The organism is Mesorhizobium erdmanii USDA 3471, assembly GCF_000472705.1.
Classification (GTDB): domain Bacteria; phylum Pseudomonadota; class Alphaproteobacteria; order Rhizobiales; family Rhizobiaceae; genus Mesorhizobium; species Mesorhizobium erdmanii.
The window spans coordinates 325930-350601 of record NZ_KI421454.1; the positions used below are offsets into that span (position 1 = coordinate 325930).

Consider the following 24672-nt stretch of genomic DNA (forward strand, 5'->3'; position numbering starts at 1 on the left):
CCCAGAAGAGGTCCATCATGCCTTCGCCCGATCCACAGCTGGTATCGCTCCTACAGGACTTGACGCGCATTGAGAGCGTCAACCCCTCTCTGTCCAAGACCGGGAGCGGTGAACGGGCTATGGCTCTTTACCTGCAGAAATATTGCGAGGAACGCGGGTTAGCTTGTGAGCTTCAGGAAGTGAAGGACGGGCGCCCGAATTTGGTGGTTTTGGTGCCTGGAACGGATCCCGACCGGCGCATCCTATTCATTGCCCACACGGATACCGTGCCGGTCGACAAATGGGAGGATAATCCGTTTTCGGGAGATATCCGAGACGGGCTTCTCCACGGCCGGGGCAGCTGTGATACCAAAGGCTCCCTCGCAGCAATGCTAAGGGCACTGTGCACGCTTGGAGCACGAAAACCGAAAGCCACGGTAGTCCTGGTGGCCAGTATTGACGAGGAATACCGCAAAATCGGCGCTCGCGCCGTAGCAGATTCCGGTGTTGCCTACGAAGCCGCCGTCGTCGGCGAGCCAACAAGCTTGGAATTGGTAGTAGCCCACAAAGGGTCAGTCCGCTGGCAGGTCGAAGTCGAAGGTATACCGGTTCATTCTTCGAGACCGCACCTGGGCGTCAACGCGATCACCGGGATGGCTCGGATCATATTAGCGCTCGAGGAGCTGAACAGGAACCTAAGCTTGCGCGAAAATGCGCTCGTCGGCCCCCCTGCCCTGACCGTAAGCCTGATTGAAGGTGGGATAGAACTGACAACCGTTCCCCCGGCCTGCCGGATCTGGATCGACCGTCGACTAACTCCTGGAGAGTCTCCACAGGGAGCCATTCAAGAGGTCGAGGATATTCTCAAACACTTCCGTGAAAGCGAATACAAGATTGTCGCCCGCTCACTCCTTCCGGCGCTGGAGGACCCCGCCCCCTTGAGTGCCGAAGGCAGCAGAATTGCGGAGGTGGCGTCCCAGATATGCAAGGATGTGGCAGGAACCGGCACGTTTACGGGTGCGCCTTGGGGAACGGATGCTAGCCAGCTCACCGGGATCCCCTGTGTAGTGATTGGCCCCGGTAGCATGGCTCAAGCCCATACCAGCAACGAGTACATTACTTTGGATCAGCTCGATTATGCCGTCCAAATCTACCAACGCATAATGTTGGAATATTGAGCTTCCGCCGGCAAAGGCGATATCGGTGGTTTTTTTCGCAGGATCCCAATTTTCGCACGAGAATAAATAGGACAAGCCGATTTTTGCAGAATTTCGGCGGGGAAGACCGGAATTTAGCGACGATCGGTGATGCTGCCTTGTTAGGTTCAACCAAGGGCAGCGCCTGACGTTAAGCGCCAGCGCCCTGTGTCCCCGGCCTTCCTTGTCTTGGGCCGGCCGTCAAAACGAGGATTCGCTATGAACAAGCCACTTACTCCCCCCAGTGACACTAGCATCGAGATATTTAATCGGCTCGAATCTGAAGTCCGCAGCTATGTCCGATCCTTTCCCGTTTTGTTCGACCACGCGTCCAACACAAAGCTGGTGGGCGCAGACGGTCGTGAGTTCATCGATTTCTTCGGTGGTGCGGGCGCTCTCAATTACGGGCATAACAATCCCGCGTTCAAACAGGCTCTGCTGGATTACATCGAGCGCGACGGCATCGTCCACAGTCTGGATCTCGCAACGACGGCGAAAAGGGCTTTCATGGAGGCCTTTGAGAAGCATATCCTCCTGCCCCGTGGGCTTAACTACAAGCTGCAGTTCCCGGGACCCACGGGCACAAATGCCGTTGAAGCAGCCCTGAAGCTCGCTCGCCTTGCGACAGGTAGATCAAACGTAGTGGCTTTCACCAACGGGTTTCACGGCGTCAGTGTCGGCGCCCTTGCGGCGACCGGTTACAAGGAGTTCCGCACGGCGGCCGGTATCTCACTCGCGAACGTCACGATGCTGCCGTACGATGGATACCTCGGCGAAGGTATCGACACCCTAGATTATTTCGAAAAGCTTCTCCTTGATCCGAACAGCGGCTTAGACAAACCCGCTGCTGTCATTCTGGAAGCAGTTCAGGGCGAAGGTGGCATTAACATCGCCAGCACGCCTTGGCTGAAGCGGCTGCGCGAACTGACAACCCAGCATGGCATCTTGCTCATCTGCGATGAAATTCAGGCCGGTATAGGCCGCACGGGCAAGTTCTTCGCCTTTGAGACCTCCGGGATCATCCCCGACATTGTAACTCTGTCAAAGTCGCTGTCGGCTTATGGCACACCAATGTCTCTTATCCTGATGAAGCCGGAGGTCGACGTGTGGGCCCCGGCGGCACACACCGGCACGTTCCGGGGCAACAATCTGGCCTTCATCACCGCGCGCAGGGCAATTGAAGTTTACTGGTCAGACAACAAGTTTGAAAAGCAAATTGCCGAGAAATCAGCCGTATTGGCTGAATCTCTCAAAGCGATCGCCGAAGAATTTTCGGCCCTCGGACTCACCGTCCGCGGTCGTGGACTGATGTTTGGTCTTGTTTGCCAAAAACATCGCCACTTCGCATCCGCAGTGTCGAAGGAAGCTCTAAGCCGTGGCTTGGTGATTGAAACGGCGGGATCGTACGGAGAAGTGGTAAAGTTCATGACAGCGCTCACGATCACTGAAGAAGATCTCCGCCGCGGCCTTTCGGTCATTCGCGATAGTGTCGAAACCGTGAGCAAAACCCTCAACTAGGTCTTGCGTGAGGAAAACCCGTCATTTGGGCGCAAAAACGCGTTGGGGGCACGGTATGGCGTGCTCCCAATCGCAATCCCGCCGGACCTGACGGCCAACCATTAATGCGCATCGGCGACTGCCGAGACAATCCAAACATACAACGAAGGGATCGGATACATGGCCGGCAGCGAGGTTCTTAAGAACTACATCGATGGAGAATGGCGAGACTCCTCCACCGGAGGCCGCATCGAGGTCGACGACCCCTCCACTGGGGAAGTTTTTGCAGTCGTTGCCGATGCAGGCCGTGACGAGGTCGAACTCGCCGTGAAAGCGGCCCAGCGTGTGTTCCGCGAACGGATTCTGATCGATATGCACCCCTATGATCGGGGAAGGATGCTTTTCCGCATCGCTGAACAGATTGAAAGCCGAAGTGCACAACTGGCGGAAATGCTCTGCGACGATACGGGGAAGGCCCTGAACGTAGCCGTATCGGAAGTCCAGACCACTGTAAGATATCTTCGCTATTACGGCGGCCTGGCGGACAAGCATGAAGGCCGGTCGATCCCGCGTGGCGCTAATCTTGTCGATTACACAATTCCCAGCCCGTTTGGGGTTTCAGGCCATATTGTTCCGTGGAACTTTCCACTGGAACTGACCGCAAGGTCCCTTGCCTGCGCCTTGGCTACGGGCAACTCGGTGGTCGTGAAATCGCCGGAACTTGCCCCCCTCTCGGGTGTCGCCATGGCTGTGGCCTGTGAGGCTGCGGGTGTGCCGGCCGGGGCGGTAAATGTTCTGAGCGGCTATGGGCACACTGCGGGCCAGTCATTGATCGATCATCCAGAAGTTCGGCACCTGGTCTTTACAGGTTCGATGGCCACTGGACAGAGGGTCTTGCGCGCTGCAGCAGAGCGTATCGTACCATGCATCATGGAGCTAGGCGGCAAATCAGCGGCGATTGTCCACGCCGATGCTGACCTCAATGCAGTATTGGCATCCATCCGGATCGGCACCTTCATGAACGCTGGACAGAATTGCAACGGCCTTACCCGACTATTGGTTGATCGCTCCATTGCCCAGGAACTCATCGAAAGGCTCAAGGATCGCGTTGAATCCTTGTCGGTCGGCCGAGGCCGCGACGATTGCGACATCACACCGCTGATCTCACGGAAACAACAGACTAGTGTTGCGCGAGCCTGCCAGACTGCCCAGCAACAGGGTGCTCGCACGGTTACCGGCGGAGCTGCCCTGTCGGACCGCAGCGGGTATTACGTGGGAGCCACAGTGTTCGCCGACGTCCGACCTGAAAGCGACCTCTTCCAAAAGGAGACCTTCGGTCCTGTGCTGGCGATCACAACTTTCGACGGTGCCGAAGAGGCAGTTAATTTGTCCAACGGGACTGACCAGGGACTGGCAGCAGGCGTTTTCACGCGAGATTTAGACAAGGCTCTCTGGACTGCAGAGCGGCTGTGGGCAGGGCACGTCTACGTTAATGGCTGGTACGTAAGCGGTGTGGAAACGCCCTTTGGCGGGATCAACAAATCAGGCTACGGCCGGGAAAAGGGCGTGGAAGCACTCGACGGTTACGTGCAGACCCGGAATGTGGGGATACAGGTTTCGAACCCCAATATCGTCGCCTGAGTTATCACCGGTATGAGAGGGCAGCGATCCCAGGAGCCAAATCCTCGGTCCGCTGCCCCCAATTTAACCGTCTTGAGCTCAACGTCCAACGGGTTATCGGGTGGTCAGAAGATCGCCGTCCAATTTTGACGCCCCTTATGTAATGCGCGGCGGTCAGCGTTCGCTCGGGTGGAGCTTAGGCTGAGCCGATCTGGACCGAGGACCCGTCGTTGCCTGCGCGGCGTCAAGCTCGTCGTCTCCGATGCGCACGAAAGCCTCAAGGCCGCCGCCACCAAGCTGCTGTCGACGACATGGACTGCCAGCAAGAGCGGCCGCAGGGTCGTCTCAGCCTTCATCGCCACCGCTCTCGCCCAGGAGACGCGCGAGGCCGCGTCCGTACAATGGCGCGCCGTCGCCGACCAGCTCCGGCCGAAGGTGCCGAAGCTGGCGACAATCACGGACGACGCCATGCCCGACGTGCTGGCCTATATGACCTTCCCGAAGGAAGATTGCGCTAAGCTTCACTCGACGAATCCGAACCGACCACCGCGATGGGAACCTCCATGCAAATTTTGCAGGGCCGTTAGATGCGGAGAGTATATACCGTTCCTTTGCCGGCACCAGCTGGTCACGTTTTCGCATGTGTGTGAGAGGTTCGCCCTCGACCCAGATTCACACCGCCAGGGTTTCCAAAGTCATCAACGTGCGAAGGACGGTAGTCTTGTCTGAGCCGGAGGGACCGATAACCGAGACCTTCTCGCCGCGCACCATTTAGGCGTCCTGCTTGGAGATAACCCCGGCGAGGCCGACAATCAGATGCAGCAACCTGCTTGAGACAAACTGAACAGTCCCGCCTTTAGCGCGGTGGCCATTGTCCAACTGACTAGGGCCACCGCCTTAGTCTACGATTTGCACAGATCCGCTGTTTTTGTGCCATCTGGCAGATTGATTTTGGTGTAGCCGTACTTGCTGACCGCCTTCATCATCTGTTCCGTGCCCATATAGGCTTTCAGCGCGGCATTGAAAGCGTCCACGTCAGCCTGCTGGCTGGGGAGCAACGCCAGACCCGGATAGGCCCGACCGCCCGGTGCTTCGAAAGGTTCGGCGAGCTCGAGTGCAGGATCCATGTCGACTGACTCCTTGAGCGTAAAGTAGGAGCCGCTACCGGCTGAAGCGCGGCCCGACTTGACGGCCTGGACGACCTCGGGATTGCCGGCTACCTGCATCGTCCTGTCATCGGGTATGCCAGCATCTATCGCCTGCTTAACGAAGACTGATCCCGTGGCTATGACCAAGGTCAGACCCTTGTCGAGAATGTCCTTATAGGAGTGCAAGCCCTCAGGATTGCCCTTTGGCACCACCAGTGCATCAGAGAAGGTCCCGAGTGGTTCGGTGAACAGAACGTTGCGGCATCGCTCCGGGGTGATGTACATGCCGCCCGTAATCACATCAAAACGTCCGGCTTGGAGACCAGGAACGAGGGAGCCCCACTCAGTCAGGATGGGCTCCACCTTGGCCGTACCGAGCTTCTTCAGAACATCGATCGTAATGGCGTTCATAAAGCCGAGCGGCTCACCATTCTTCCCCGGGTACGCCCAAGGCAACTCGTTGGAAAATCCTATCCTGACCGGCTCGCCTTTCTTGATCTTTTCCAAAAGCGACTGCGCAGACGCCGGAAAAGCGTTTGCGACGACAGCCGCAGCCGCAATACCGGCCGCGACAAGAGTTTTGAAAAAGATGCCAGCAGCCGAGCGGGGCGACGATGTTCGCGAGCATTTTGCAGATTCCATTAATACCTCCTATTGAGTGAGCCATGAACCAAAGCGATTTAGCCTCCACACCGATGGTATGGGCCGTTCCCCTCATTGCAGCGCCTACACTGGGCAGGGAGGAGTATCTGTGTGCCGGGGACCAGAATGCCACCCCTATCGGTCCTTTAGCAGCGAACCTCAACGTTCAAACGCATGTTTCCTGCGTACTTTCTTGCAAATGGCCGGAAATCCGATTTTGCGGAATTCCTCTCGTCTGGGCGAGGGAAATTAAGTCATTGCATTTGACAGGCAAGATGTCAGGGTGTCCGAGGCCTGCCGTGTTGCTGCGGGGGAAATTTCATTAGAAGCTTGCCTATCGCCAGCTTTCGCAGGCATTTTTCCCGAAATTCGCCGCAAACCTGCATGGATGTGCAAATTACGAGCTTTTTCCTCAGTCGCTCCCTGTTACCATCTCTAGAATTAGCGAGCCATTCCGAATGCGGGCCCAGGCTTCATCGGCCGGCACGTACCAACTTCAATCTGAAAGGTAGAAGGGCTAGGCTTACGTAAAAAAACCGTCGTTTGCTGCGAATGGGGCAGCAAGCAACCTTACGTCATTGTCATAAAAACAAACGGGAACCAAAAATGATCAACGCCGCATTCTTTTTTTGGCGAAGGCCGCAGGCTACCTGCTTACTGGCCGCCGGTGACGGGACAGACACAGCCGCGATGCCGTAAGCAAGGTTGCCGTAAGCAAGTTCTTGATCTTGCTCGCACCTTTGTCTCTGATGACATAGCGTCTACGCGCAGTCTTTTTCACAACCTGATTGAGTCCTATGAAAGCCGACAAAAACCAAGGTATATTGCTTCTGCCAGCAGGGGCCCTGTTCATCTTCCTACTCGCGCTGCCCCTGGTTCTGGCAGGTGTCGAAAGCTTTCGTGAATTTACGCCTGGCCGCATCGGTTCGGTGGGTGGTGCGCCGTTGACACTTGCGAGCTATGCCGAGCTTTTGCATCCGGTTTACATCCAATATTTTGCGTTGACGTATGCACTCTCCTTTATTTCCTCCATTGTCGCCATTCTCGTCGCGTTTCCCATTGCCTACTACATAAGCCGCCGCAGCACGCCGACAGTCAGAAAAGGCGTAATCTTCATCACTGTGGGCCTGCTGTTCCTCAGTCATCTCGTTCGAATCTATGCGATTGAGCTGACGTTCGGATCGACCGGAATGTTCGCGCCACTTCTCACCGCCTTGGGAATTAGCATGAATAGCCGCGAGTACATCTACTTTATGATTGTAGCCGGTCTGCTGCAGTACTCCATACCTATGTCAATGCTCATCCTGATCGGTACCATTCAGAATCTCAATCCGCGCCTACTGGAGGCATCTCAGTCCCTAGGCACTTCCGCCTTTCGATCCCATGTCAACATCACAATACCGTTATGCGTTCGAGGCATTGTGTCTGTATTTCTAGTGTCTATGACTATGGGTATAAGCGCGTTTGCAATACCTTGGATACTCGGTCGCGGTCGCGTCCTATTCGTTTCAAACCTTATATACAGCCGATTCAATGAGGTTGCGAATTTCCCGAGCGGCGCAGCAATCTCCGTGATTATGATTATACTTTGCGTGGTTATGATCTACATTGTCTCACGTGTCGCAACACTAGCAGATCGGTCGTAATCCCATGTCACGGAAACAACTGGCTGATCGTTTGATGACGCTGGTGGTTGGACTAATTTTCCTCCTCACCGCGGTTTTCCTGATACTTCCCGTAGTGACGACGGTTCTAATGGCCTTCGACTCTCGTGATTATCTGGGTCCGTTTCCTCCTCAAGGCCTCTCGCTCCAGTGGTTCGACAAGCTATGGGATGAACAATACCTCTGGGCCGGGTTCTACACCAGCTTGATCGTGGCCTCGGCTGCGACGCTGATTTCTTCAATCGTCGGGACTCTTGCCGCCGTCGCAATGAGTAGGATGACCGGTGCAGCCCGGGACGTCTTGTCGTCCCTGTTCCTGTCGCCGCTCATCGTTCCCGGCGTGATTATCGGTTTCGCATTGCTGATGCTGTTTTCAGCACTTGGTATCGGTTCCCCCCTCACCCGACTGATCGCAGGCCACCTTGTAATCACCATTCCCTACAGCATTCGGATGGCGTTAATAGGCCTCCTCGGTGTCAAGAGCTCGTTGCGCGAAGCCGCGTTGAGCTTGGGAGCCAATGAAATTCAGGCATTTCTTACGATTAACTTTCCATTGGCCAAAAGCAGCATTGCGGCCGGAGCGGTGTTTGCGTTCGCTTTCTCCTTGGATGATCTCGCGATCAGCTTGTTTCTCAGCGATTTCAATACCTTCACCCTCCCCGTCGCACTCGTTGGGCTTTTGCGGTCGAGTTTTGATCTTACCATTGCTGCGGCTGCAGTGGGTTTGATGGGCGTAACTCTCATTTTGCTGCTGGTTCTCGACCGGACCGTCGGTCTCGACCGTGTTGTCGGCCTCAGCGTTGATAAGGCGTAAATTCATGAATGTTCTTGAGCTGAAGCGGGTATCCAAGTCATACGGGAGTTTTCTGGCGGTCGATGATGTATCCCTCACTATCGAAAAGGGGGCGATACTATCGCTTCTCGGCCCCAGTGGCTGTGGAAAAACCACGACCTTGCGGATGATTGCTGGCTTTACAGCCCCTAATTCAGGTTCAGTCATCATCAACGGGTCTGATGTCGGTCATCTGAAGCCTTACGATCGCAACGTGGGTCTGGTTTTCCAGGACTACGCACTTTTCCCTCATATGACCGTGTTCCAGAACGTTGCCTATGGGATGAAGTACAGGGGGATCGCTGCCTCCGAGATTCCTGCTCGTGTTGCCAGGATGCTCGGGCTCGTAAGGCTCGGGAGCATGGAAGGGCGATATCCTCGCGAGTTGAGTGGAGGTCAACAGCAACGCGTCGCGCTGGCACGTGCCTTAGCCACTGATCCCCAGGTCGTACTACTAGATGAGCCATTGTCCGCCCTGGATGCCAAGCTGCGTTTGGAACTTCGCCTCGAATTGAAGGAAATTCTGAGGTCGGTGGAGGCAACTACAATCGTGGTGACCCACGATCAGGAAGAAGCGCTCAGTCTGGGAGACGAGGTCGTTGTCATGCGGGATGGACGAATTGCACAACGCGGATCCCCCACGGCGATTTACAACGACCCTGCGGATCGATTTGTCGCTGAGTTCGTCGGCAGATCAAATTGGTTTAACGCAGGCAACTGGCGCGACGCAGCTAATGGCTTTGTTAATTACGAAAGCGTCGCGGGCATCTCGATATGCGGCCAAGCCAAGCCAAACACATCCGGCAAGGTTGACCTTTGCATCAGGCCTGAAAACATCGACGTACTGGCCGCCGGGGAGCCGGCGACTATGGACGAAAACACCATGCCCGGTACCGTGGTCGACGTCGCTCCGTTGGGCGCCGATGTCCATATCGTCATCGATATTGACCACGGCCCAAGAGTCCTCGCCATTCAAAAGAGCGGCAGCCAACGGACAAGTTTCGGAGTGGGCCAATCCGTTAGGATCGGTTTCTCACCAGCCGATGTGCTGGTTTTCTGAACAGAGGCTGGATCTTGCGCCTGGCGAACTCCAGCCTGCCAGAAAGACTAAAATGCGGTTTTCCTGCGCATTTGATTGAATCTGCGGGATTTTTGCCCGGAGTGCTTTGCTAAAATCAGCGAGGGATCCCGCATACGCGGGCTTCCGGCCGGAAGCACGGGAGCAATGTGAATGCCTGCACAACAACTGAGTTTTGAGCTAAGTGAGTACCAGAGCCGGTTAGCGAAGACCCGTTCTGCAATGCAGAAACGGGGAATTGATACACTTCTGGTCAGCGAGCCGGCAAATATGGCTTGGTTGACCGGTTATGATGCTTGGTCCTTCTACAACCACCAAATCGTCGTTGTCCCGTCCGAAGGTGACCCCATCTGGTGGGGCCGGTGTTCCGATGAGAATGGTGCTAACCGGACTGTGTTCTTTTCGGAACAGAATGTGGTCAGCTACGTGGACGAATTCAACCAGACCCCTGACATGCATCCGATGGAAGATCTGTGCAGGGTTCTGGGTGAGCGAAAACTCGACCGCGGGGCGATCGGCGTCGAAAAAGACAACTATTATTTCTCGGCTCTTGCCTTCGAGGTACTCCAAGCTCGGCTGCCGAACGCGAAGTTCGTTGATGCGACGGTCTTGGTAAACTGGCAGAGGGCTGTGAAAAGCCCCAGGGAATTGGACTACATGCGCCACGCGGGACGGATCGTTACCCGCATGCACGAACGAATACTGGATAAAATGGAACCTGGCTTGCGAAAGTGTGACCTGGTTGCGGACATCTATGATGCCGCGATTCGGGGCACTCCGGAAGCGGGAGGCGACTACCCGTCCATCGTTCCGATAACTCCATCTGGCGCCGATCTCTCCTCGTGCCATTTTACGTGGGATGAAAGGCCGCTGCTCAACAACGAGGTCACCTATTTCGAGATTGCCGGCGTGCACAAGCGTTACCACGTCCCGACATGCCGGACGTATTGCCTTGGCGAAGTACCTCAACATTTCATCGAAGCGGAGAAGGCCACGCTAGAAGGAATGGAGGCCGGTCTGCAGGTTGCAAAGCCAGGGGCGACCTGTGAGGATTGGTCCGAGGCGTTCTTCAAGGTTCTTAATAAGCATGGCCTGCACAAAACCACCCGCGCAGGCTACCCGGTTGGTCTGTCATATCCGCCGGACTGGGGCGAGCACACCATGAGCCTGCGGCCAGGTGACAAGACTGTCCTTGAACCGGGCATGGCATTCCATTTCATGACCGGATTCTGGTATGGCGACTGGGGATTTGAGATCACGGAAACCGTTCTCATAACTCCCGAGGGCAACGAATGCCTAGCCTCGGTGCCGAGAAAGCTTTTCGTGAAGCCTTAAATCTGTTCACACGAAACAACAAAGCCTTCCGCTGCACGTGGGAGGCTTTGTGTTTTGAGCGGCGTTTTCGTCAACTCCGGGTGACTGTCAGAAATAAATTTCGGATGGGAAAGCCGAAGTGAGCGGCCTCGACCACGGCGAACGGCTTGCGCCGTGGGCACCCTCGCACTTCGCTGCGCCGGCCGAGGCTCTAATCGCCACTGAATCAAGGTTCAGTGGCAGGTCAACTGCTCGCAAAATGAGGCGGCAAATCTCGCCAGTGCATTGCCCTCCGGCAAGATGGGGTGCTCGTGACGCTCACGGTTGATTCGCCCCTGCAAAACTATTCAGAGTTGCGGGCGCTTGTTGGCCCATGGCCTTAGCGTTTCGAAGGCTGCAGAGGCCTGTAAGACACCAAGATCATCGAAGCGCTTGCCAACGATCTGGAGACCGACAGGAAGCTCACTCTGGGTAAATCCGCATGGCACGCTTGCGGCCGGGTTCCAGGACATGTTGAACGGATAGCTGAACTCCGCCCACATAATCCAGTCCCATGGATGCGTAGGCCAGTGATCTGGCATCAGCTTCTCGGCGGGAAAGGCGGCGACCGAAACCGATGGCGTCAGCAGGAAGTCCCAGTCCTGGAACCACCGATGTATCTTCTCAACGTAGCGCATCTTCCGCTCACGCATTTCTTGATATTGCGAGATGGAGACATCCTTGGACTGCTTGATACAGGCGACTAGTCCGGGGTCCATATCGGCCTCCCATTGCGGAAGGTACCGGGCGAGGCCAGTTTGATGAGCAGACCAGAAGAAACGGATCAGCTCCGGCCCATCCTTCGCCCAAGGAGTGGCTACTTCCTCGACGATTGCGCCAAGCTCTTCAAAACGCGCGGCGGCGGCCTTCACGAGCGACGCGACTTCAGGATCGACGCGGGCGACGCCTAAATTCGGGCTGTAGGCAATCCGCCTGCCATTTACGCCGTCGTGCAGTCGCGCGAGATAGTTGGCAGGTCCCGCCTCAAGCGTCGTATGGTCCAGGAAGTGCGGACCGGCTATCACCTGAAGCATGAGAGCGCTGTCTGCAACGGTGCGCGTTATCGGTCCGACATGGGCACTGAAATCATCGACGCCGAGTGGAGAGTAGGGCACACGCCCGAAGCTGGGTTTTAGTCCAAACACCCCACAGAAGTGTGCAGGCATGCGGATTGACCCCGCTCCGTCACCGCCTTGGTGCAACGGCCCGAAACCTGCCGCCGCCGCAGCGCCAGCGCCAGCCGAGGAGGCGCCGGCATTGTACCCGAGCTTCCAAGGGTTGCTCGTAATCCCGGTGAGCGGACTACGCGAAACGCCCGTCCAGCCGAACTCTGGTACTGTGGTCTTGCCGAGAATGATCGCACCCTCGTCCCGCAGGCGCGACACCACCTGTGTATCCTCGGCCGGCTGATGGCCGGCGAAGATCTTGCTGCCGTGCTGTGTCGGCATGTCCTTGGTGATGGAGTGATCTTTGATCGTGGCAGGCACACCGTGTAGCAGGCCGATCCTCGCGCCACTCGTCAAGGCGGCTTCAGCCTTTTTCGCGTCGTCCATTGCGCGATCTGCATCAAGATAGGCGAAGGCGTTCACCTTAGGCTCCAGCTCAGCGATACGAGCTAGCAGGGCGCTCATGTACTCTACCGGAGAAATCTTCCTGGTACGGATCAACTGGGCCAATTCGGCCGCTGGCATAAAGCCGATGCTCTTAGAGTCCATGCGTTCAGTCCTTTGCTTTGTTTGTTACTTAGAAGCGCGGTTCGCCGTGTCCGCCATGTTCACAAAGCACAAGCCTTCGCGCCTTTGGTATGGTCGCCTTCAAATGCGCCGTTGGCCTGCGATCACCCCATAGCTGCGCCCGCAATCTGGTTGGGTCCTCAAAGCGCCTCTTCACATCCCGAAACTTGCAAACGATACACATGCACCTCTTCCTCAGTTCTTCCCAAGCTTCCTCCACAATTGCGCAATAGGACCTCATGCGTGAGGAAGTGCCGAGGCTCCGGGTGCACTATCATCAACTGTTCCAAGTATATGACGAATCGAGGCGGCATAGCCTTCGTCTTCTGTGTCGAGCTTCCAAAGATAATCTCTTTGGATTGGGTCGCCGGTGCGTCTAATCGTGACCGCTCCGAATGACGGCTCGTAAAAACCAGAAGGGTGCGTTTGGAGACGCTATACCTTAACGAAGAGGTTCCGAGGTACTTTCGATAGGCACTCATTACCATTGGGGGTGATGAGAACGGTTTCAGTGATTTCGAAACCAAAGTTGTCGTGCCAGAAACCAGTCATGAAGTGAAAGATCATGCCTGGCTTGAGTACTGTCCGGTCCCCTCGCCGCAAACTCATCGTGTGTTCACCCCAATCTGGAGGGTAAGATAGACCGACTGGATAACCGGCTCGTGTAATTTTATCCACGCCATGCTTCTCAAGGACATTGAAGAATGCCACCGCCCAGTCCTCGCAAGTTGCACCTGGCTTGGCCGCCTCGAGACCTGCGTCCATTCCCTCTAGAGTGACCTTCTCTGCATCCAAGAAATGCTGTGACACTTCGCCAAGGCAATACGTCCGACAGAGCGGAACATGATAGCGCTTGTAGACACCAGCCACTTCAAAATAGATTCCTTCGTTGTTGCGAAGAGGTTGATCGTCCCACGTGAAATGACACGCCGACAGATTGGTGCCCGATGGAAGCATCGGCACGATGGACGGGTAATCACCTCCAAAGTCGCGCGTCCCGCGAATCGCAGCATCGTAAATGTCGGCAACAAGGTCGCATTTGCGCATACCAGGTTCAATCTTCTCCAAGATGCGCTCATGCATCAGGGTCACGATCTGTCCCGCACTACGCACGTACTCTAGTTCGCGGGGGCTCTTGATTGCTCGCAGCCAATTAACAAGCACCGTTGCATCAGCGAATTTGGCGTTGGGCATACGCGAAACCAACGTCTCAAATGCCGTTGCAGATAAATAGTAGTTATCCTTCTCGACACCGATAACGCCCTTGTCCAGCTTGCGATCGGCAAGAACTTTGCAAAGATCTTCCATCGGATGACAAACGGGAGTTTGAACGTATTTATCGGCATAGCTGAGGACATTGTCATCCGAAAAATAGACCGTGCGCCTAGCGCCGAATTCATCCGAACAACGAACCCATACGATTGGATCGCCCTCCGGGGGAACGATGACCGCTTGGTGATTGTAAAAAGACCAGCCATCATACCCGGTCAGCCAAGCCATATTCGCAGGCTCGCTAAGGATAAGAATATCAATACCGCGCCTTTGCATTTCCGACCGAGTTTTACCAAGTCGCGTTCGATATTCTTCCAAACTGAAATTCAATTTTTTGTCGGCCACTTTTTAACTCCCCTATGAGACGCCCAGGGATGTCGATGCGGATCTTATAGAGTAAGGTGAGTGTCAGTGATGCTGTCCATCATCAGATGAGTCAGCTGCAGCCAAGTGACCCTCGCCAAACCCGAAAGATCCCGAAGTACGAAGCGTCTTCAACAATTCGTCTCGCGTCAACCAAACGAGCCATTCATCATCGTTTATCCCCTGCGCCGGTAAGTGCAGAATAGATCCGTGCGGCTCTCGATGCACATAGCCATAGCGATCGACTATGCCTTTTTCGATGTTCCAGCCCGCAACCAGCGCGTAAATGAAGTCTGGCGACCATTTGGCCCATGCCAATCCGAATGCAATGCGACCTATAAAGGTAGCGAGCCCGCGGCCTCTAAAGTCCTCGCGCAACCAAATGTCCCCATGATAAGCAACCAGCCCAGTGATGCTGGGAGCGGTCGGTGCGTGGCAGCGAGACGAGGAACCGGGCATGGCTTTGAGCTTGGGATCCGCGAAACAGGCTCTGAGCGATCTAAGGTGCTCAGCAAGGTTTGTGTTGGATAGATGGTCAAAACGCATTGCCTGGACATGCGCTACTCTTCCTTCCGGATCCCGTCCGATGATCCAAAACGCCTTTCCAGGTGGAAGAAAAGAACAGTCGGGGCGGAAGTTTGGATAGGTTGGCGCCTTCCCGGGGAGCCTGTCGGTAATCCCAACATACTGCTCAAAATCGTCGCCCATTGTAATATGAAGGCCGGACCTGCGCCCCAGCTCCTCTGCTGCACAGATATACTTCGAAATGTGTAGCGTCGTCACGTCGCCTTGCATGCCGAGGCACCTCTTAATACGCTGGACCCATCCAGCTTCTAGGGTGTTCGGGCAAGCATCGATACTGCGCCATCTGGTAGTTGACGACCTCCGCTCGTGACCATAAGTGGCGCCCTGGCAGCCAATGAGACGCGGCAGTTGATGTCGTCGAGGAGCGCATGTCCCGACCGTCACCGCACGTAGGTTGAGCGAGAGCAGCAGCAGGATCGCACGGTCGCGGATGCCCCGCGGCGTCGTGATATCGCACCATGCAATCACCTGTCGGGTGAGAAAGCCCGCCTGGTAGGCTAAAATACTGTAACAGGAGGAAGGAATCGCTCGAGCCGCTGCTCAGTATTATCCTGCGCTCCACATGATTTCGGTGGTACTAACCCGCTACGCGATCTCGGAGCGGCAAGGAGGGTGTGTGTCGACAGCGTGGTCTTGATCGAGTCTTCTGTCGCGCTGGTCATGTGTCCAACCAAGCTCCGAGTACGTCAGCATGGAGTGGCTACTTGCAGCCCATTCCATCCGACAAAGGAGCTTGTCGTGACCCAACTTCGCCAGCGCATTAGCGAGGACATGGAGGTGCGCAACTTCGCGCTCAACACCCAGCTGTTGTATCTGCAACAGGTGTCGCTTTTCGCCCGCTATTTAGCAAGTCGCCGGACTTGCTCGGGCGCGAGGACATTCGGACCTATCCGGTCTATCGACCAACGAGAAGAAGCTGGCGCCCGACTCGATCCACAATAAGCGGTGTTTCGGGAACACCTTTCGGGAGTGGTCGCGATCAGTGAGGTTGCCGGTTCTGCATTGGGATCGGAGATCGGCTTGTGTCTGGACTTGACCTTACGTTTGACCCGGAGCGGCAGCTTGGGCGTTTCGAGGTGATCAACGGTGCTGGCGGTCGGCGGCAGTGGTCGATGGATGACAAAGCGCGGATCATCGCGGAGACGCTGGAGCCGAATGCGATCATTTCCGAGGTCGCCCGCCCGTTATGGTCTCAGGCCGCAGCAGGTCTTCGCCTGGCGCCGCGAAGCGCGCAAACAGGTTGCTTCGGTGCAGCAAGATTCTCCTGCCTTCGTGCCGGCGGTTGTGGCGGCGCCGGAACCTGTAGCCAGGCATCCATCGAAGCAGCGGAAACGGCAAGCCACCCGAGACAGAGCGTCTGGAGCGCGCCAGGAAGTGCCGGACGAACCGCGGCGCGTTGCCACCCCATCTGCCGCGGGTGGAAATGATCATCGACATTGAGCACCATGCCTGCGCATGCTGCCGCAATGGCCTGCATCCGATCGGCGAGGACGTGAGCGAGCGGCTCGACATCGTTACGGCGCAGCTGCGTGGCCCAAGCAAGCGTCGACAGGCTGAGCGGCACGCCTTCGGGGGCATGGCGTTCAGCCTGGCGGTTGAGCGGCTGATGCTGGCCGAACTTCTCGAACAAGATCATCGCCAGCAAGCCGGGACCGGCCCAGCCTCGCGGGGTGGCGTGGAACGGCGCCGGAGCCTGGCTGATCGCCTCGCAGGCGGCGGCAGGTGAGCTTCTCCCGCACGTGCTGGATCACCTTCCATTGCCGCGGCACCACCTCCAGCGTCTCGGTGATATCCTTACCCCAGCTTGCGCAGCCGATTGACCGCCGCAGCAATGGCAAGCGGTCGGCCCGGCTCGACCATACGTTCGCGCGGCAGATGCTCAGGACATGGTTGGCGCGCCGGTCGTTTGCGGACATAAGGCGCCACCTCGGTGGTCCGGGCCGCAGCCTGTTCGGCGGCGATCTCGTCTTCCGTCGCGGTGCTCTCCAGTTCCTCGAAGGTGAGCTCCATCTGGTCGTGCAGGCGGGCTGAGCGTTCAGAACTCTGACCATGCAGCGCCCGCTGCAGCTTCCGGATCGTCAGATGCTGATATGCTATCGGTGGCAACCATGCTCTGGAGTGCATCATAAAACGCCTCCGCTGACTCGCCGAAAATGACGCAAACAAAGCGTCTGACGGGCATTCCTGCCGTGGTCCAGCCTCCGCCCATGCGCAGGGTATACATTGACGCGCCGCGCCGATCAGGTGAGGCGTGCCTTCCCCGGGGAGCGACGGCCCACACGAGGCCGACAAGTTCGCGGACGATCGCCGTGTAGACGACGGTTGTCCGTTGTGCCCCGGGCGCTCAGCATGCGGTAGCGGGCCGTGAGGTGGACCTGACCCTTCCATGCGATCTCACGGACGTTCGGTGGTGCCTGCGTGCCTGCTCCAACCGGTACGGCTTCGCCTTACCGATCCGAGGCTGATGTCATAGGTCAATAGGTCCGGGCGCTCTCGACAAGTATGTGGCGAACGCGGCCATTGCCCGCCTTGGTAATGCCGCCACGCCTGATTATTGTCTCTCCAGTCGACCGCTCGCCGGAAACGAGGCCGAGGCAGCCATGAGCTGGCGAGGGCTTTCAAAACGGCTCACTTCGACGACCTCGGCAGCGCGGTCACGGCGACGATCAGATTGACCCCACGCAATGTCTGGAGCGCTCGCACGATCGGGCGCCAGCGACTGTTGGGGATCTTCATTGCGAACCCAGACCACCGTCAATTCGCCGGTGCACCGCAGCCTTGCCAATGAAAGCATCCCGGCGGTTCGTCTTCACCCGATCCGTCAACAAGTCGGCTCTGACTGGATCGGCCCCCATCAAAAAGCTCGAAAGTTGGGGCAACAAAGGCGGACTACAGCGTCGCTCGGCTGTAAACTGAGATATGACGTTTCGACCCCGCAGTGAAAGCGCCTCTCATCCAATCCCCCCAACGCTCAGCTAGCACCAGCCCTACGCATTCCGCCATTGTATCGACCTCCTGATGATAGACGTAACGAACGCGTTCTGGAAAACGTCTGACCGACGTACCGGAGAACCAGAGGACGCTTAGAAACAAGTTCTGGTTTACTGCATCGTGGATTTCCGTATTGACGAAGGTATTTTCGTTATCGACAAGCGCAGTAGTAATTTTCTGGCCGTTGACGAATCCCTCCAGGTCTGGCACACGCACCTCTAGCACCAACACTCCGCGCTCATTTAGCACCTCGGCCGCACATCGCAGGCAAGCTATTTGCTCATCGCGGCTTAAGAGCAACATGAACGTGTCATAGACACAATAGACAAGATCGTAACGTCGCTCTGAACTAAAATCGGCAATGTTCCCCTTCGATGCCTTGACCATATCCGTCCGCATGGCGAGCAGTTTTAACATTTTTTCCGAGTTATCTATACCTTGGACCTTGACGCCGCGTTCACTCAACGGAATCGCGACACGCCCGTTGCCGATGCCAAGTTCAAGAGCACTCCCGCCGCGGGAATAGCGCTCAAGAAAGGTGGCGGTGGCAGCAGCCTCAGATACTCTGCCTAACTTTTCCGTATATTCTTGATATATTTGAGCAAATTCATCGTAGTATGCAACGTCATTTGCCATTTTTAATGTTCCTTCCGGCGTCGAGGTACATACCCGTTGCCCGGTCGAAAGGCCCCCAGCTTTGGTTATGCATTCTCGCGGGGTAGGACCTCTTTCTTAGATTGGCCAAAGGTCACGCAGCATTGCTGGAGTGGCAGCCTTTGCATCGTCAATCTTTGCTGCAGTCATACGGTCCGCAAATTGGGCTAGTATCGAGCGGGTAACCTCTTCCGGATCTAGTGCAGGGTCACTGTGGTCGCCAACGTGGATCCGCTCTAGAAATGAGTTCCGGCTTCTAATTATAGTTCGTCGGGCGGGATGCCAGCCCTCGTAATAAAAGCCGCGGAGTAAGGCTGGCAGCTGCGCGCCCAGGGAAACGGCCTGGTCGCGATCCACGCAATCGCGCAAGGCGTGCAGGGTCGCAATCAGGACTTGGTACACCTGCTCGCGATCATGCCAGCGAAGTCTCCACGCTAGATCGCTGATCCAATTATGGGCTCCTTGCAATGCGTTGTTGAGATCACGGCTCACGCACATGAGCATTCTCCTGTTCTCAAAGGTCTGTAAGGACCAACCTACTCTCCCTTGAGTTAGATGACTCATGGAACCAGCGCTGCAACCAATAACGAAAACGCTGGTCTCGTCCTTTCCGGCTTAAAGGCGCTTTGAAGATATGATCCCGCTGGTGTGACGTCATTGCCTCGTACGGGAGTTTGCTGGCATAACGCCGAATACCTACTGCAACTCCCGCGCGCGTCCGGCACCATTGCCCTTTTCCCATATGGATTCGTAGTTGCGCAGCATCATTTCTGCCACACTGAACGTGTTCTTGCCTTGGTGCGAAGTCAGGCGAACGTCAGTATCGGGGTAGATAAAGAAGGGAAGAGAAATGCGTTCGGCCGGACCACGGTGTACGACCTGATGTGGCGTACTCTTGAACCGGTCATCGCTCAAAGCCTGAAGCATGTCGCCCAGATTGACCACAAGACTGTCAGGGAGGCTCGGTGCCGGTATCCAACGCCCGCCGAACCATACCTGCAAAGAGCGCGTTGGGAGTTCCTCCTGCAGCAGCAACGTGAAGAAGCCGTTGTCTGTATGCTTGGCGGCCGCGCCGCCAGTAGACGGATACCGGATCACGCGTTGCAGCACCGTCGGCGGGCTGAAATGGCGTCGAAACCAGTCCTTTTCCATACCGAGTAGGTCGGCCAGCGCCATCCCGAGCTGCGGCACAACCCCGTCGAGCACGGTAGCCTGCAAAGTAAGTAGGCTTCGAGCGAAACCAGGAGCCAACTCGTCATCCGGAAGGCGGGTGCGCCCGGCAAACGGACGCCGGTCGCCTTCACTGTCGATTCCGAGGTCGAACATTTCCTTTGGATCTGGGCCGAACTCAGGATGTAACATTTCGCCGTGCAACGGACTATACCCTCGGGCGGTAGCGGGGTACACATCTTGAAAGGCGTGACCGTAACGTTCCTTGGTAGCCTGGGGTAATGCGAAGAACCGGCGGGAGGCGTCGATGGCCTGCGCAATCTGTTCTTTCGGAATCCCGTGCTCGATAAGGTAGAAGAACCCGTACTCCTCGCAGGCCAAAAGTAACCGGCGTTGCTCCTCGTGTCGCGTTTCATCAGAGGCCAGCTTCGCCAGTGATATTTGCGGTAGCGTGGTCATAATCTCTTCTCCCGTTCTTGCTTTGCCTTGATAGGGCTGCTGGAAAATTTGGTAATGTGCATTGTCTTCCCGACCTATCTGTTGTGGTCTTGACCGCTTGCTGGCGAGGGCACCGCCTTGAGTATGACCGAACCAGCTCGAGCACCCAATCTGGCCGGGCATGCCTAGGCGTGACCGCCGCAGGTCGTGATGTAATAATTGTCCATGGATCCCGCAGCGGCGGCTTTCACCAGTTTGCAAACCTCACATTCGGACTTTTTCGCAACTGGCCCATTGGTGAGAATGCCTGAATCACTTTCAAATTCCTCACCAACACGTATAATATTCTCTAGCCCAGTGGACAATATATGATGTATTAATTATATGCGAACTATTGTTATGTAGCATACGACGCTGTTTAATGTTGTTCGCCGAAATCTTTTGACGCATCTGCCTTAAGGCGACCCGGAGCTCGGTCAAAATGTCACCTGAGAGTGCGACCTGAACGTCACAGCAGTATGGCTGCGATTTTTCCTTTTTTGGTTGGGCAGGGGAATCGAGGCCCGGAAGCAATAGCGGCTCTCGGGCTAGGACAGTCGTGTAAGCTATCGATGTCCATCCGCCTGCCCGTGGAGTCCCCAGCGTGATAAGAAACTACGGTCATGCCCTTCAGCGGCAGCGCGCCAGTGAGGGTGGTGGCTTCCCGCGGATATACCCTCCTCCAATGCTTTCATACCCACAATCAAAGATCGTCGCTCAATGACCTTCAAATCTTCGGCTCATCAAAGTGGATGATGGACTACAGTCCCAAACCGTCGTCCCATCACAATGCATCCGTCGATCGCAAGCGGCTCTAACCTCTCCGGTTTTCTTCTAAAACCACATCAGCCATCTTTTCAGCCACCATGATCGTTGGAATATTTGTGTTGGCTCGGGGGCAGAATGGCATCACCGATGCGTCGGCAACCCTCAAACCGAAAACGCCACGAACGCGGCCGGACGGATCAGTCACGGCTGCCGGGTCAGAGGCCGCCCCCATCCTGCAGCTCGATGTCGGATGCCAATTGCCGGTCACGTTCTGACGGACAAACCGATCCAGTTGCCCCTCGTCATCAATCAGTTCTGAAATGGTATGTCCATCGGTTATCAAGTGTCTGATGAGGCCACGGCGCAGCCGTGGCGAGCAGTCCATGAGCAGCGCCAACACCGATGTAAGCGCGTAATTAATGCAATTGACCTTGCTGACCTGCTTGGCTCGTGCGTTCCAAGCTGATGGGAAGGGGTTGAGTGCCACGGCCGACAGTGAATCTTGCTTCAGCAGGCGGGCGATAAAACGGAATCCCTGCTTCAATCGCGCGGCGTCCCGTACGTCGCTCAACCAGTTGAAATCGACGTCCGGTGCAACTGCGTGTGAGCGATCCTTCAGGACGATAGTTCCTGTCGAATAGGTGCGGTTGACCCAAAAATAGAGGGAGCCCAGGCGCTTGCCAAGCGGGTGCCAGGCCGACTTGGCAACCGCCGATATTGCCATATCTGTGGAAGGGCACCCGGTGTAGCCAGACGAGTAACGAGCATGCATCTGGATGTGGCCACTCACATTGGGTGCCATGCGATCGCTTAGTTTCAAGTACGACGAAACGGCGATCCCTGGGTGTTCCTGAAGGCTGCGGCCGACACCCTTCAACTCTGTAACCACTGGAATTCCGAGCTTTGCCAGTTGCTCGGCCGGGCCGATCCCGGAGCGCATTAATATAGCGGGAGAATGGATGGCTCCGGCGCAGAGGATCACAACCGAAGCGCTATATGACTGCCGACCGCAGCTGTTCTCCGTTTCGACGCCCTTTATGGCGCGTCCCGAAAAGATGAGCCGCACAACCGTCGTCTCCGACAAGATTGTCAAATTGGGCCGTGAGCGGACACTTTCGGACAAGTAGGCCATCGCAGCAGAAACCCGCTGACCGTTGCGGTTGGTCAAGGGAACAACCGAGTATCCGTCACCAAATTCACCATTGAAGTCTGGCCTGAAATGAATACCCTCATTCTCATACGCTTTGGATACCGCTCGGATAAAGCCGGACCAGTCTGATTGCCGCACACGTGTTATAGGTAGTGGGCCAGTCTTGCCGTGGAATTCGCCCTCGAAATCAAGATCGCATTCGAGGCGGCGAAAGTAGGGTAGAACCTCCTCCCAACTCCAGCCCGCTGCACCGCTCGAAGCCCAGTCGTTGTAGTCTTCGGGACCACCGCGGTTAGCCACCTGAGCATTGATGCTGGAGCCGCCGCCCATCACCCTCGCCTGCTCGTAATGAATTGTCTTGCGGCCATCCCGGACCGTGGTCGCGTCGAGTGAAGGCCATTGATAATCAGGATTGAAGTAAGCACGTGTTGGATTGCCTTCCAGGATGTCATCAGGGACGGCATTCGGGGGCGTATCAGGACCCGCTTCGATGAGCAGTACGCGATCTCCATCGGCGGAGAGCCTGCTCGCCATGACGGATCCAGAGGAACCGCCGCCGATCACGATATAATCGAAAACCAAACAAGCCTCCCAACATCCCCATGATGCTCAGACGAGGATAAACAGGCCCCATTAGGCACCCACAGCAGAGGATCTCTCGTCAGGCAGAAAAATACCTGATGGTGTCGCGGGAAATCCACACTACACCCTAGTAGTTGGTGACAGACCGAGAATCAGCTAGGATGGACAGCGGGATGAATGCCGAGATGGCCGTGTGATGGGCGAGTCACGTAGGGACTCCTTTCTGAGATGGTAATTTGCATTAAACTCCTCAGATAGGGAAATTGCCGAAGGGCTGAGGCGAGCCCTCAACGCCGACGCACATCAAGAACGCAGCGGTTTCGCAACTGTTGTCTACGACGCAGCGATTTCGTCAAGTTTAGCCGCTACTTCCAGCTCGCGGCGACACGTTGCGCCACCCTTGGCGAGGCCGTGTGCGCCCCGCCTTCACGGCGTGACGCTCGGACAAGGGACGATCCCGGAGCGGATGTTCCGTGCGCGTGCTGTCCCTCATGCTAAAAGTCTCTCCCGCCTATAACCGGACGCGTCCACTACCAGATGCCGTAGTATCGCTTTCCCGCAACCTCTAGAAGCCATGGTGTGTTCAGCGCACTGAGATGCATCGATATGCAAAGCAACGTTACAACCCTAGCAGGCTGTTTAAAAAGGCCTCGCGACAGTCTCAGGTTCGTGATTCACTCTGACCGCGAAGATGTGGGAGTGAACCGTGGCAGTGACGGACAGACGGGCGAACTGTTCAGCTACGTGGACTTGAGGCTCGGGTTCGGCGCGATCATCTGTTGCGCCGTATTCGGGCAATTGTGAACGAGACGCTTTCGGCGCTGGAGCGGGAGTTTGCCGCGCTATCCTCGCCGATCGGGCGGCCGTCGTCCCGCCAGAGACGCTGCTATAGGCGTTCTATTCGATCCGCTCGGCGCGGCTGTTGATGGAGCGGCTGGAATACGACCTCTTGTTCCGCTAGTTCGTCGGGATCGCCGTCGACGATGCGGCCTGGGATCATTGGATGTGCTCCAACAACCGCGACCGGCTGCTGGAGGGTGACATCGCTACAAAGTTCCTGAGCGCAGTGCTGGCGCAGCCCAAACCGGGAACTGAGGTTTGATTTTATGTGGAAAGGCCAAGAAGACCTCGGACGCGACATACTCGGACTGCGGGCCCGCCAGTTCGAGCGACGAGGAAAAAGTGGGAAGGATTGCCCGCGAGATGTTCGTCCTCCCGTCGGATTGGCGCGCGGACCATGAGCCAAGCCCATCTTACAACTGGATCGAACCGACTTTCGAGAAATCCTATTCACAATTATCAAGATCTAATATGTTTCACCATTTTTTGAAATTGTGTAATAAATGAATAGTAATTTCACGTTCAGATAACTCTCCTAAGGGCAACTCCGTGCTAAAGCTTTAACACCGACCTGCCAAGGACGCCGCGCCGAGCCTTAGCCGCAGCTTTGTGCGCCGTTCTGAATATTCGGTGCAAACGGTTGCGGAGAAGAAACTATGGATCACCCCCCGATCGAAGAAGTTCCCGTGCTTTCCGCAAGGGAGATAGAGTGCATACTCTGGTCAGCTAGAGGGAAATCGTCTTGGGAGATAGGACGAATACTTGGCAGGTCGGAAAACACCGTGAATTTTCATATAAAAAACATAATGCGCAAGTTGGACACGGGCAGCAGAACGGTCGCTGTTATCAAGGCGGTACGCCTCGGGATTATCGAACTGGAGGAAGCCCTCTGAACTGTCCTCCGGCGATGGTTAGAGAAGTTAACGAAGGCGCTTGCGCCATTAATTCCGTTGTGGTTGCCGGGGGCTCATAGTTGAGCCATGAATGCGGCCTCGCAGTGTTGAACAATACAACGAAACAACGCCGAGAGGACGTGGGGAACGCGAGTTTTTGGTCATGGCATCCTCGGGCTGGGCTT

The 24672-nt window shown here is 56.2% G+C and carries 15 protein-coding genes and 7 pseudogenes; 12 read left to right on the top strand and 10 right to left on the bottom strand.

Translation table 11 applies throughout. The features are described from left to right. Positions 1-17 precede the first annotated feature (17 nt). The 4 genes and pseudogenes from A3AU_RS0131940 to A3AU_RS1000000138610 all read left to right on the top strand — a co-directional run. Positions 18-1157 carry a M20 family metallopeptidase gene (locus tag A3AU_RS0131940; RefSeq protein WP_027056478.1) on the top strand — a complete coding sequence of 380 codons (1140 nt, stop codon included), beginning with the start codon at positions 18-20 and terminating at the stop codon, positions 1155-1157. A 237-nt stretch (positions 1158-1394) separates the two neighbouring features. Beyond that, complete coding sequence (gene ectB, locus A3AU_RS01000000136615; RefSeq protein ID WP_051355527.1) at positions 1395-2693, top strand: diaminobutyrate--2-oxoglutarate transaminase; 1299 nt, start codon at positions 1395-1397, stop codon at positions 2691-2693. 159 nt (positions 2694-2852) lie between these two features. Further along, complete coding sequence (locus A3AU_RS0131950) at positions 2853-4313, top strand: aldehyde dehydrogenase family protein (protein WP_027056479.1); 1461 nt, start codon at positions 2853-2855, stop codon at positions 4311-4313. Positions 4314-4517: 204 nt separating this feature from the next. After that, positions 4518-4829, top strand: a pseudogene (locus tag A3AU_RS1000000138610) (transposase); the annotation flags it as partial. Positions 4830-5194: 365 nt separating this feature from the next. Here A3AU_RS1000000138610 and ehuB read toward each other — a convergent pair. After that, entirely contained in the window at positions 5195-6082 is an 888-nt protein-coding gene (gene ehuB / locus A3AU_RS0131960; protein WP_081709749.1) for an ectoine/hydroxyectoine ABC transporter substrate-binding protein EhuB, read from the bottom strand. A gap of 797 nt (positions 6083-6879) precedes the next feature. On the opposite strand from ehuB, the gene A3AU_RS0131965 reads away from it, so the two are divergent. The 4 genes from A3AU_RS0131965 to doeA (A3AU_RS0131980) all read left to right on the top strand — a co-directional run bounded on the left by A3AU_RS0131965 (position 6880) and on the right by doeA (A3AU_RS0131980) (position 10991). Then, entirely contained in the window at positions 6880-7728 is an 849-nt protein-coding gene (locus tag A3AU_RS0131965) for an ABC transporter permease (protein WP_027056482.1), read from the top strand. Positions 7729-7762: 34 nt separating this feature from the next. Next, a complete protein-coding gene (locus A3AU_RS0131970; protein WP_245235623.1) occupies positions 7763-8560 on the top strand; it encodes an ABC transporter permease in 798 nt (265 codons plus the stop codon). Between the two features lie 4 nt (positions 8561-8564). Then, on the top strand, positions 8565-9638 hold the full coding sequence (locus A3AU_RS0131975) for an ABC transporter ATP-binding protein (protein ID WP_027056484.1): 1074 nt from the start codon (positions 8565-8567) through the stop codon (positions 9636-9638). 171 nt (positions 9639-9809) lie between these two features. Then, positions 9810-10991, top strand: a complete 1182-nt coding sequence (gene doeA, locus A3AU_RS0131980; RefSeq protein ID WP_027056485.1) for an ectoine hydrolase DoeA — start codon at positions 9810-9812, stop codon at positions 10989-10991. A gap of 326 nt (positions 10992-11317) precedes the next feature. Here the strand turns inward: doeA (A3AU_RS0131980) and A3AU_RS0131985 are convergent, their stop codons facing one another. From A3AU_RS0131985 to A3AU_RS01000000136620, 3 genes are all read right to left on the bottom strand, one after another. Further along, on the bottom strand, positions 11318-12724 hold the full coding sequence (locus A3AU_RS0131985; RefSeq protein WP_027056486.1) for an amidase family protein: 1407 nt from the start codon (positions 12722-12724) through the stop codon (positions 11318-11320). A gap of 453 nt (positions 12725-13177) precedes the next feature. Next, entirely contained in the window at positions 13178-14359 is a 1182-nt protein-coding gene (gene doeA / locus A3AU_RS0131990) for an ectoine hydrolase DoeA (RefSeq protein ID WP_027056487.1), read from the bottom strand. Between the two features lie 63 nt (positions 14360-14422). Then, positions 14423-15172 (bottom strand): hypothetical protein, encoded by a 750-nt coding sequence (locus A3AU_RS01000000136620; protein ID WP_209444690.1) that lies wholly within the window; start codon positions 15170-15172, stop codon positions 14423-14425. A 528-nt stretch (positions 15173-15700) separates the two neighbouring features. Here A3AU_RS01000000136620 and A3AU_RS1000000140665 point away from each other — a divergent pair. Together A3AU_RS1000000140665 and A3AU_RS1000000139375 are read left to right on the top strand one after the other, a co-directional pair. After that, positions 15701-15899: pseudogene (locus A3AU_RS1000000140665) on the top strand (phage integrase N-terminal SAM-like domain-containing protein); the annotation flags it as partial. 417 nt (positions 15900-16316) lie between these two features. After that, positions 16317-16493, top strand: a pseudogene (locus tag A3AU_RS1000000139375) (IS66 family transposase zinc-finger binding domain-containing protein); the annotation flags it as partial. On the opposite strand, the pseudogene A3AU_RS1000000138620 reads toward A3AU_RS1000000139375, so the two are convergent. From A3AU_RS1000000138620 to A3AU_RS0132035, 6 genes and pseudogenes are all read right to left on the bottom strand, one after another. Further along, positions 16446-17059: pseudogene (locus A3AU_RS1000000138620) on the bottom strand (transposase domain-containing protein); the annotation flags it as partial. The pseudogenes A3AU_RS1000000139375 and A3AU_RS1000000138620 overlap by 48 nt on opposite strands. 151 nt (positions 17060-17210) lie before the next feature. Continuing rightward, positions 17211-17671: pseudogene (locus A3AU_RS1000000138625) on the bottom strand (transposase); the annotation flags it as partial. Positions 17672-17851: 180 nt separating this feature from the next. Further along, positions 17852-18589 carry a class I SAM-dependent DNA methyltransferase gene (locus tag A3AU_RS0132020; protein WP_027056491.1) on the bottom strand — a complete coding sequence of 246 codons (738 nt, stop codon included), beginning with the start codon at positions 18587-18589 and terminating at the stop codon, positions 17852-17854. 96 nt (positions 18590-18685) lie between these two features. After that, complete coding sequence (locus A3AU_RS0132025; RefSeq protein WP_335337268.1) at positions 18686-19171, bottom strand: DUF2267 domain-containing protein; 486 nt, start codon at positions 19169-19171, stop codon at positions 18686-18688. 132 nt (positions 19172-19303) lie between these two features. Beyond that, positions 19304-20236: an isopenicillin N synthase family dioxygenase gene (locus A3AU_RS0132030; RefSeq protein WP_027056493.1), complete on the bottom strand. Its 933-nt coding sequence runs from the start codon at positions 20234-20236 to the stop codon at positions 19304-19306. Positions 20237-21068: 832 nt separating this feature from the next. Then, positions 21069-22754, bottom strand: coding sequence for a GMC family oxidoreductase (locus A3AU_RS0132035; RefSeq protein ID WP_027056494.1), 1686 nt, complete (start codon positions 22752-22754; stop codon positions 21069-21071). Positions 22755-23453: 699 nt separating this feature from the next. On the opposite strand from A3AU_RS0132035, the pseudogene A3AU_RS1000000138630 reads away from it, so the two are divergent. Then, positions 23454-23838, top strand: a pseudogene (locus A3AU_RS1000000138630) (transposase); the annotation flags it as partial. A gap of 436 nt (positions 23839-24274) precedes the next feature. Then, positions 24275-24487 (top strand): annotated as a pseudogene (locus A3AU_RS1000000138635) (helix-turn-helix domain-containing protein); the annotation flags it as partial. Positions 24488-24672 lie beyond the last annotated feature (185 nt).

Bases quoted from the DNA above. Each gene is read 5' to 3' on its own strand.
- A3AU_RS0131940 (WP_027056478.1), top strand. From the start codon at position 18: ATGCCTTCGCCCGATCCACAGCTGGTATCGCTCCTACAGGACTTGACG.
- ectB (WP_051355527.1), top strand. From the start codon at position 1,395: ATGAACAAGCCACTTACTCCCCCCAGTGACACTAGCATCGAGATATTT.
- A3AU_RS0131950 (WP_027056479.1), top strand. From the start codon at position 2,853: ATGGCCGGCAGCGAGGTTCTTAAGAACTACATCGATGGAGAATGGCGA.
- ehuB (WP_081709749.1), bottom strand. From the start codon at position 6,082: ATGGAATCTGCAAAATGCTCGCGAACATCGTCGCCCCGCTCGGCTGCT.
- A3AU_RS0131965 (WP_027056482.1), top strand. From the start codon at position 6,880: ATGAAAGCCGACAAAAACCAAGGTATATTGCTTCTGCCAGCAGGGGCC.
- A3AU_RS0131970 (WP_245235623.1), top strand. From the start codon at position 7,763: ATGACGCTGGTGGTTGGACTAATTTTCCTCCTCACCGCGGTTTTCCTG.
- A3AU_RS0131975 (WP_027056484.1), top strand. From the start codon at position 8,565: ATGAATGTTCTTGAGCTGAAGCGGGTATCCAAGTCATACGGGAGTTTT.
- doeA (WP_027056485.1), top strand. From the start codon at position 9,810: ATGCCTGCACAACAACTGAGTTTTGAGCTAAGTGAGTACCAGAGCCGG.
- A3AU_RS0131985 (WP_027056486.1), bottom strand. From the start codon at position 12,724: ATGGACTCTAAGAGCATCGGCTTTATGCCAGCGGCCGAATTGGCCCAG.
- A3AU_RS01000000136620 (WP_209444690.1), bottom strand. From the start codon at position 15,172: ATGCAAGGCGACGTGACGACGCTACACATTTCGAAGTATATCTGTGCA.
- A3AU_RS0132020 (WP_027056491.1), bottom strand. From the start codon at position 18,589: ATGGCAAATGACGTTGCATACTACGATGAATTTGCTCAAATATATCAA.
- A3AU_RS0132025 (WP_335337268.1), bottom strand. From the start codon at position 19,171: ATGAGTCATCTAACTCAAGGGAGAGTAGGTTGGTCCTTACAGACCTTT.
- A3AU_RS0132030 (WP_027056493.1), bottom strand. From the start codon at position 20,236: ATGACCACGCTACCGCAAATATCACTGGCGAAGCTGGCCTCTGATGAA.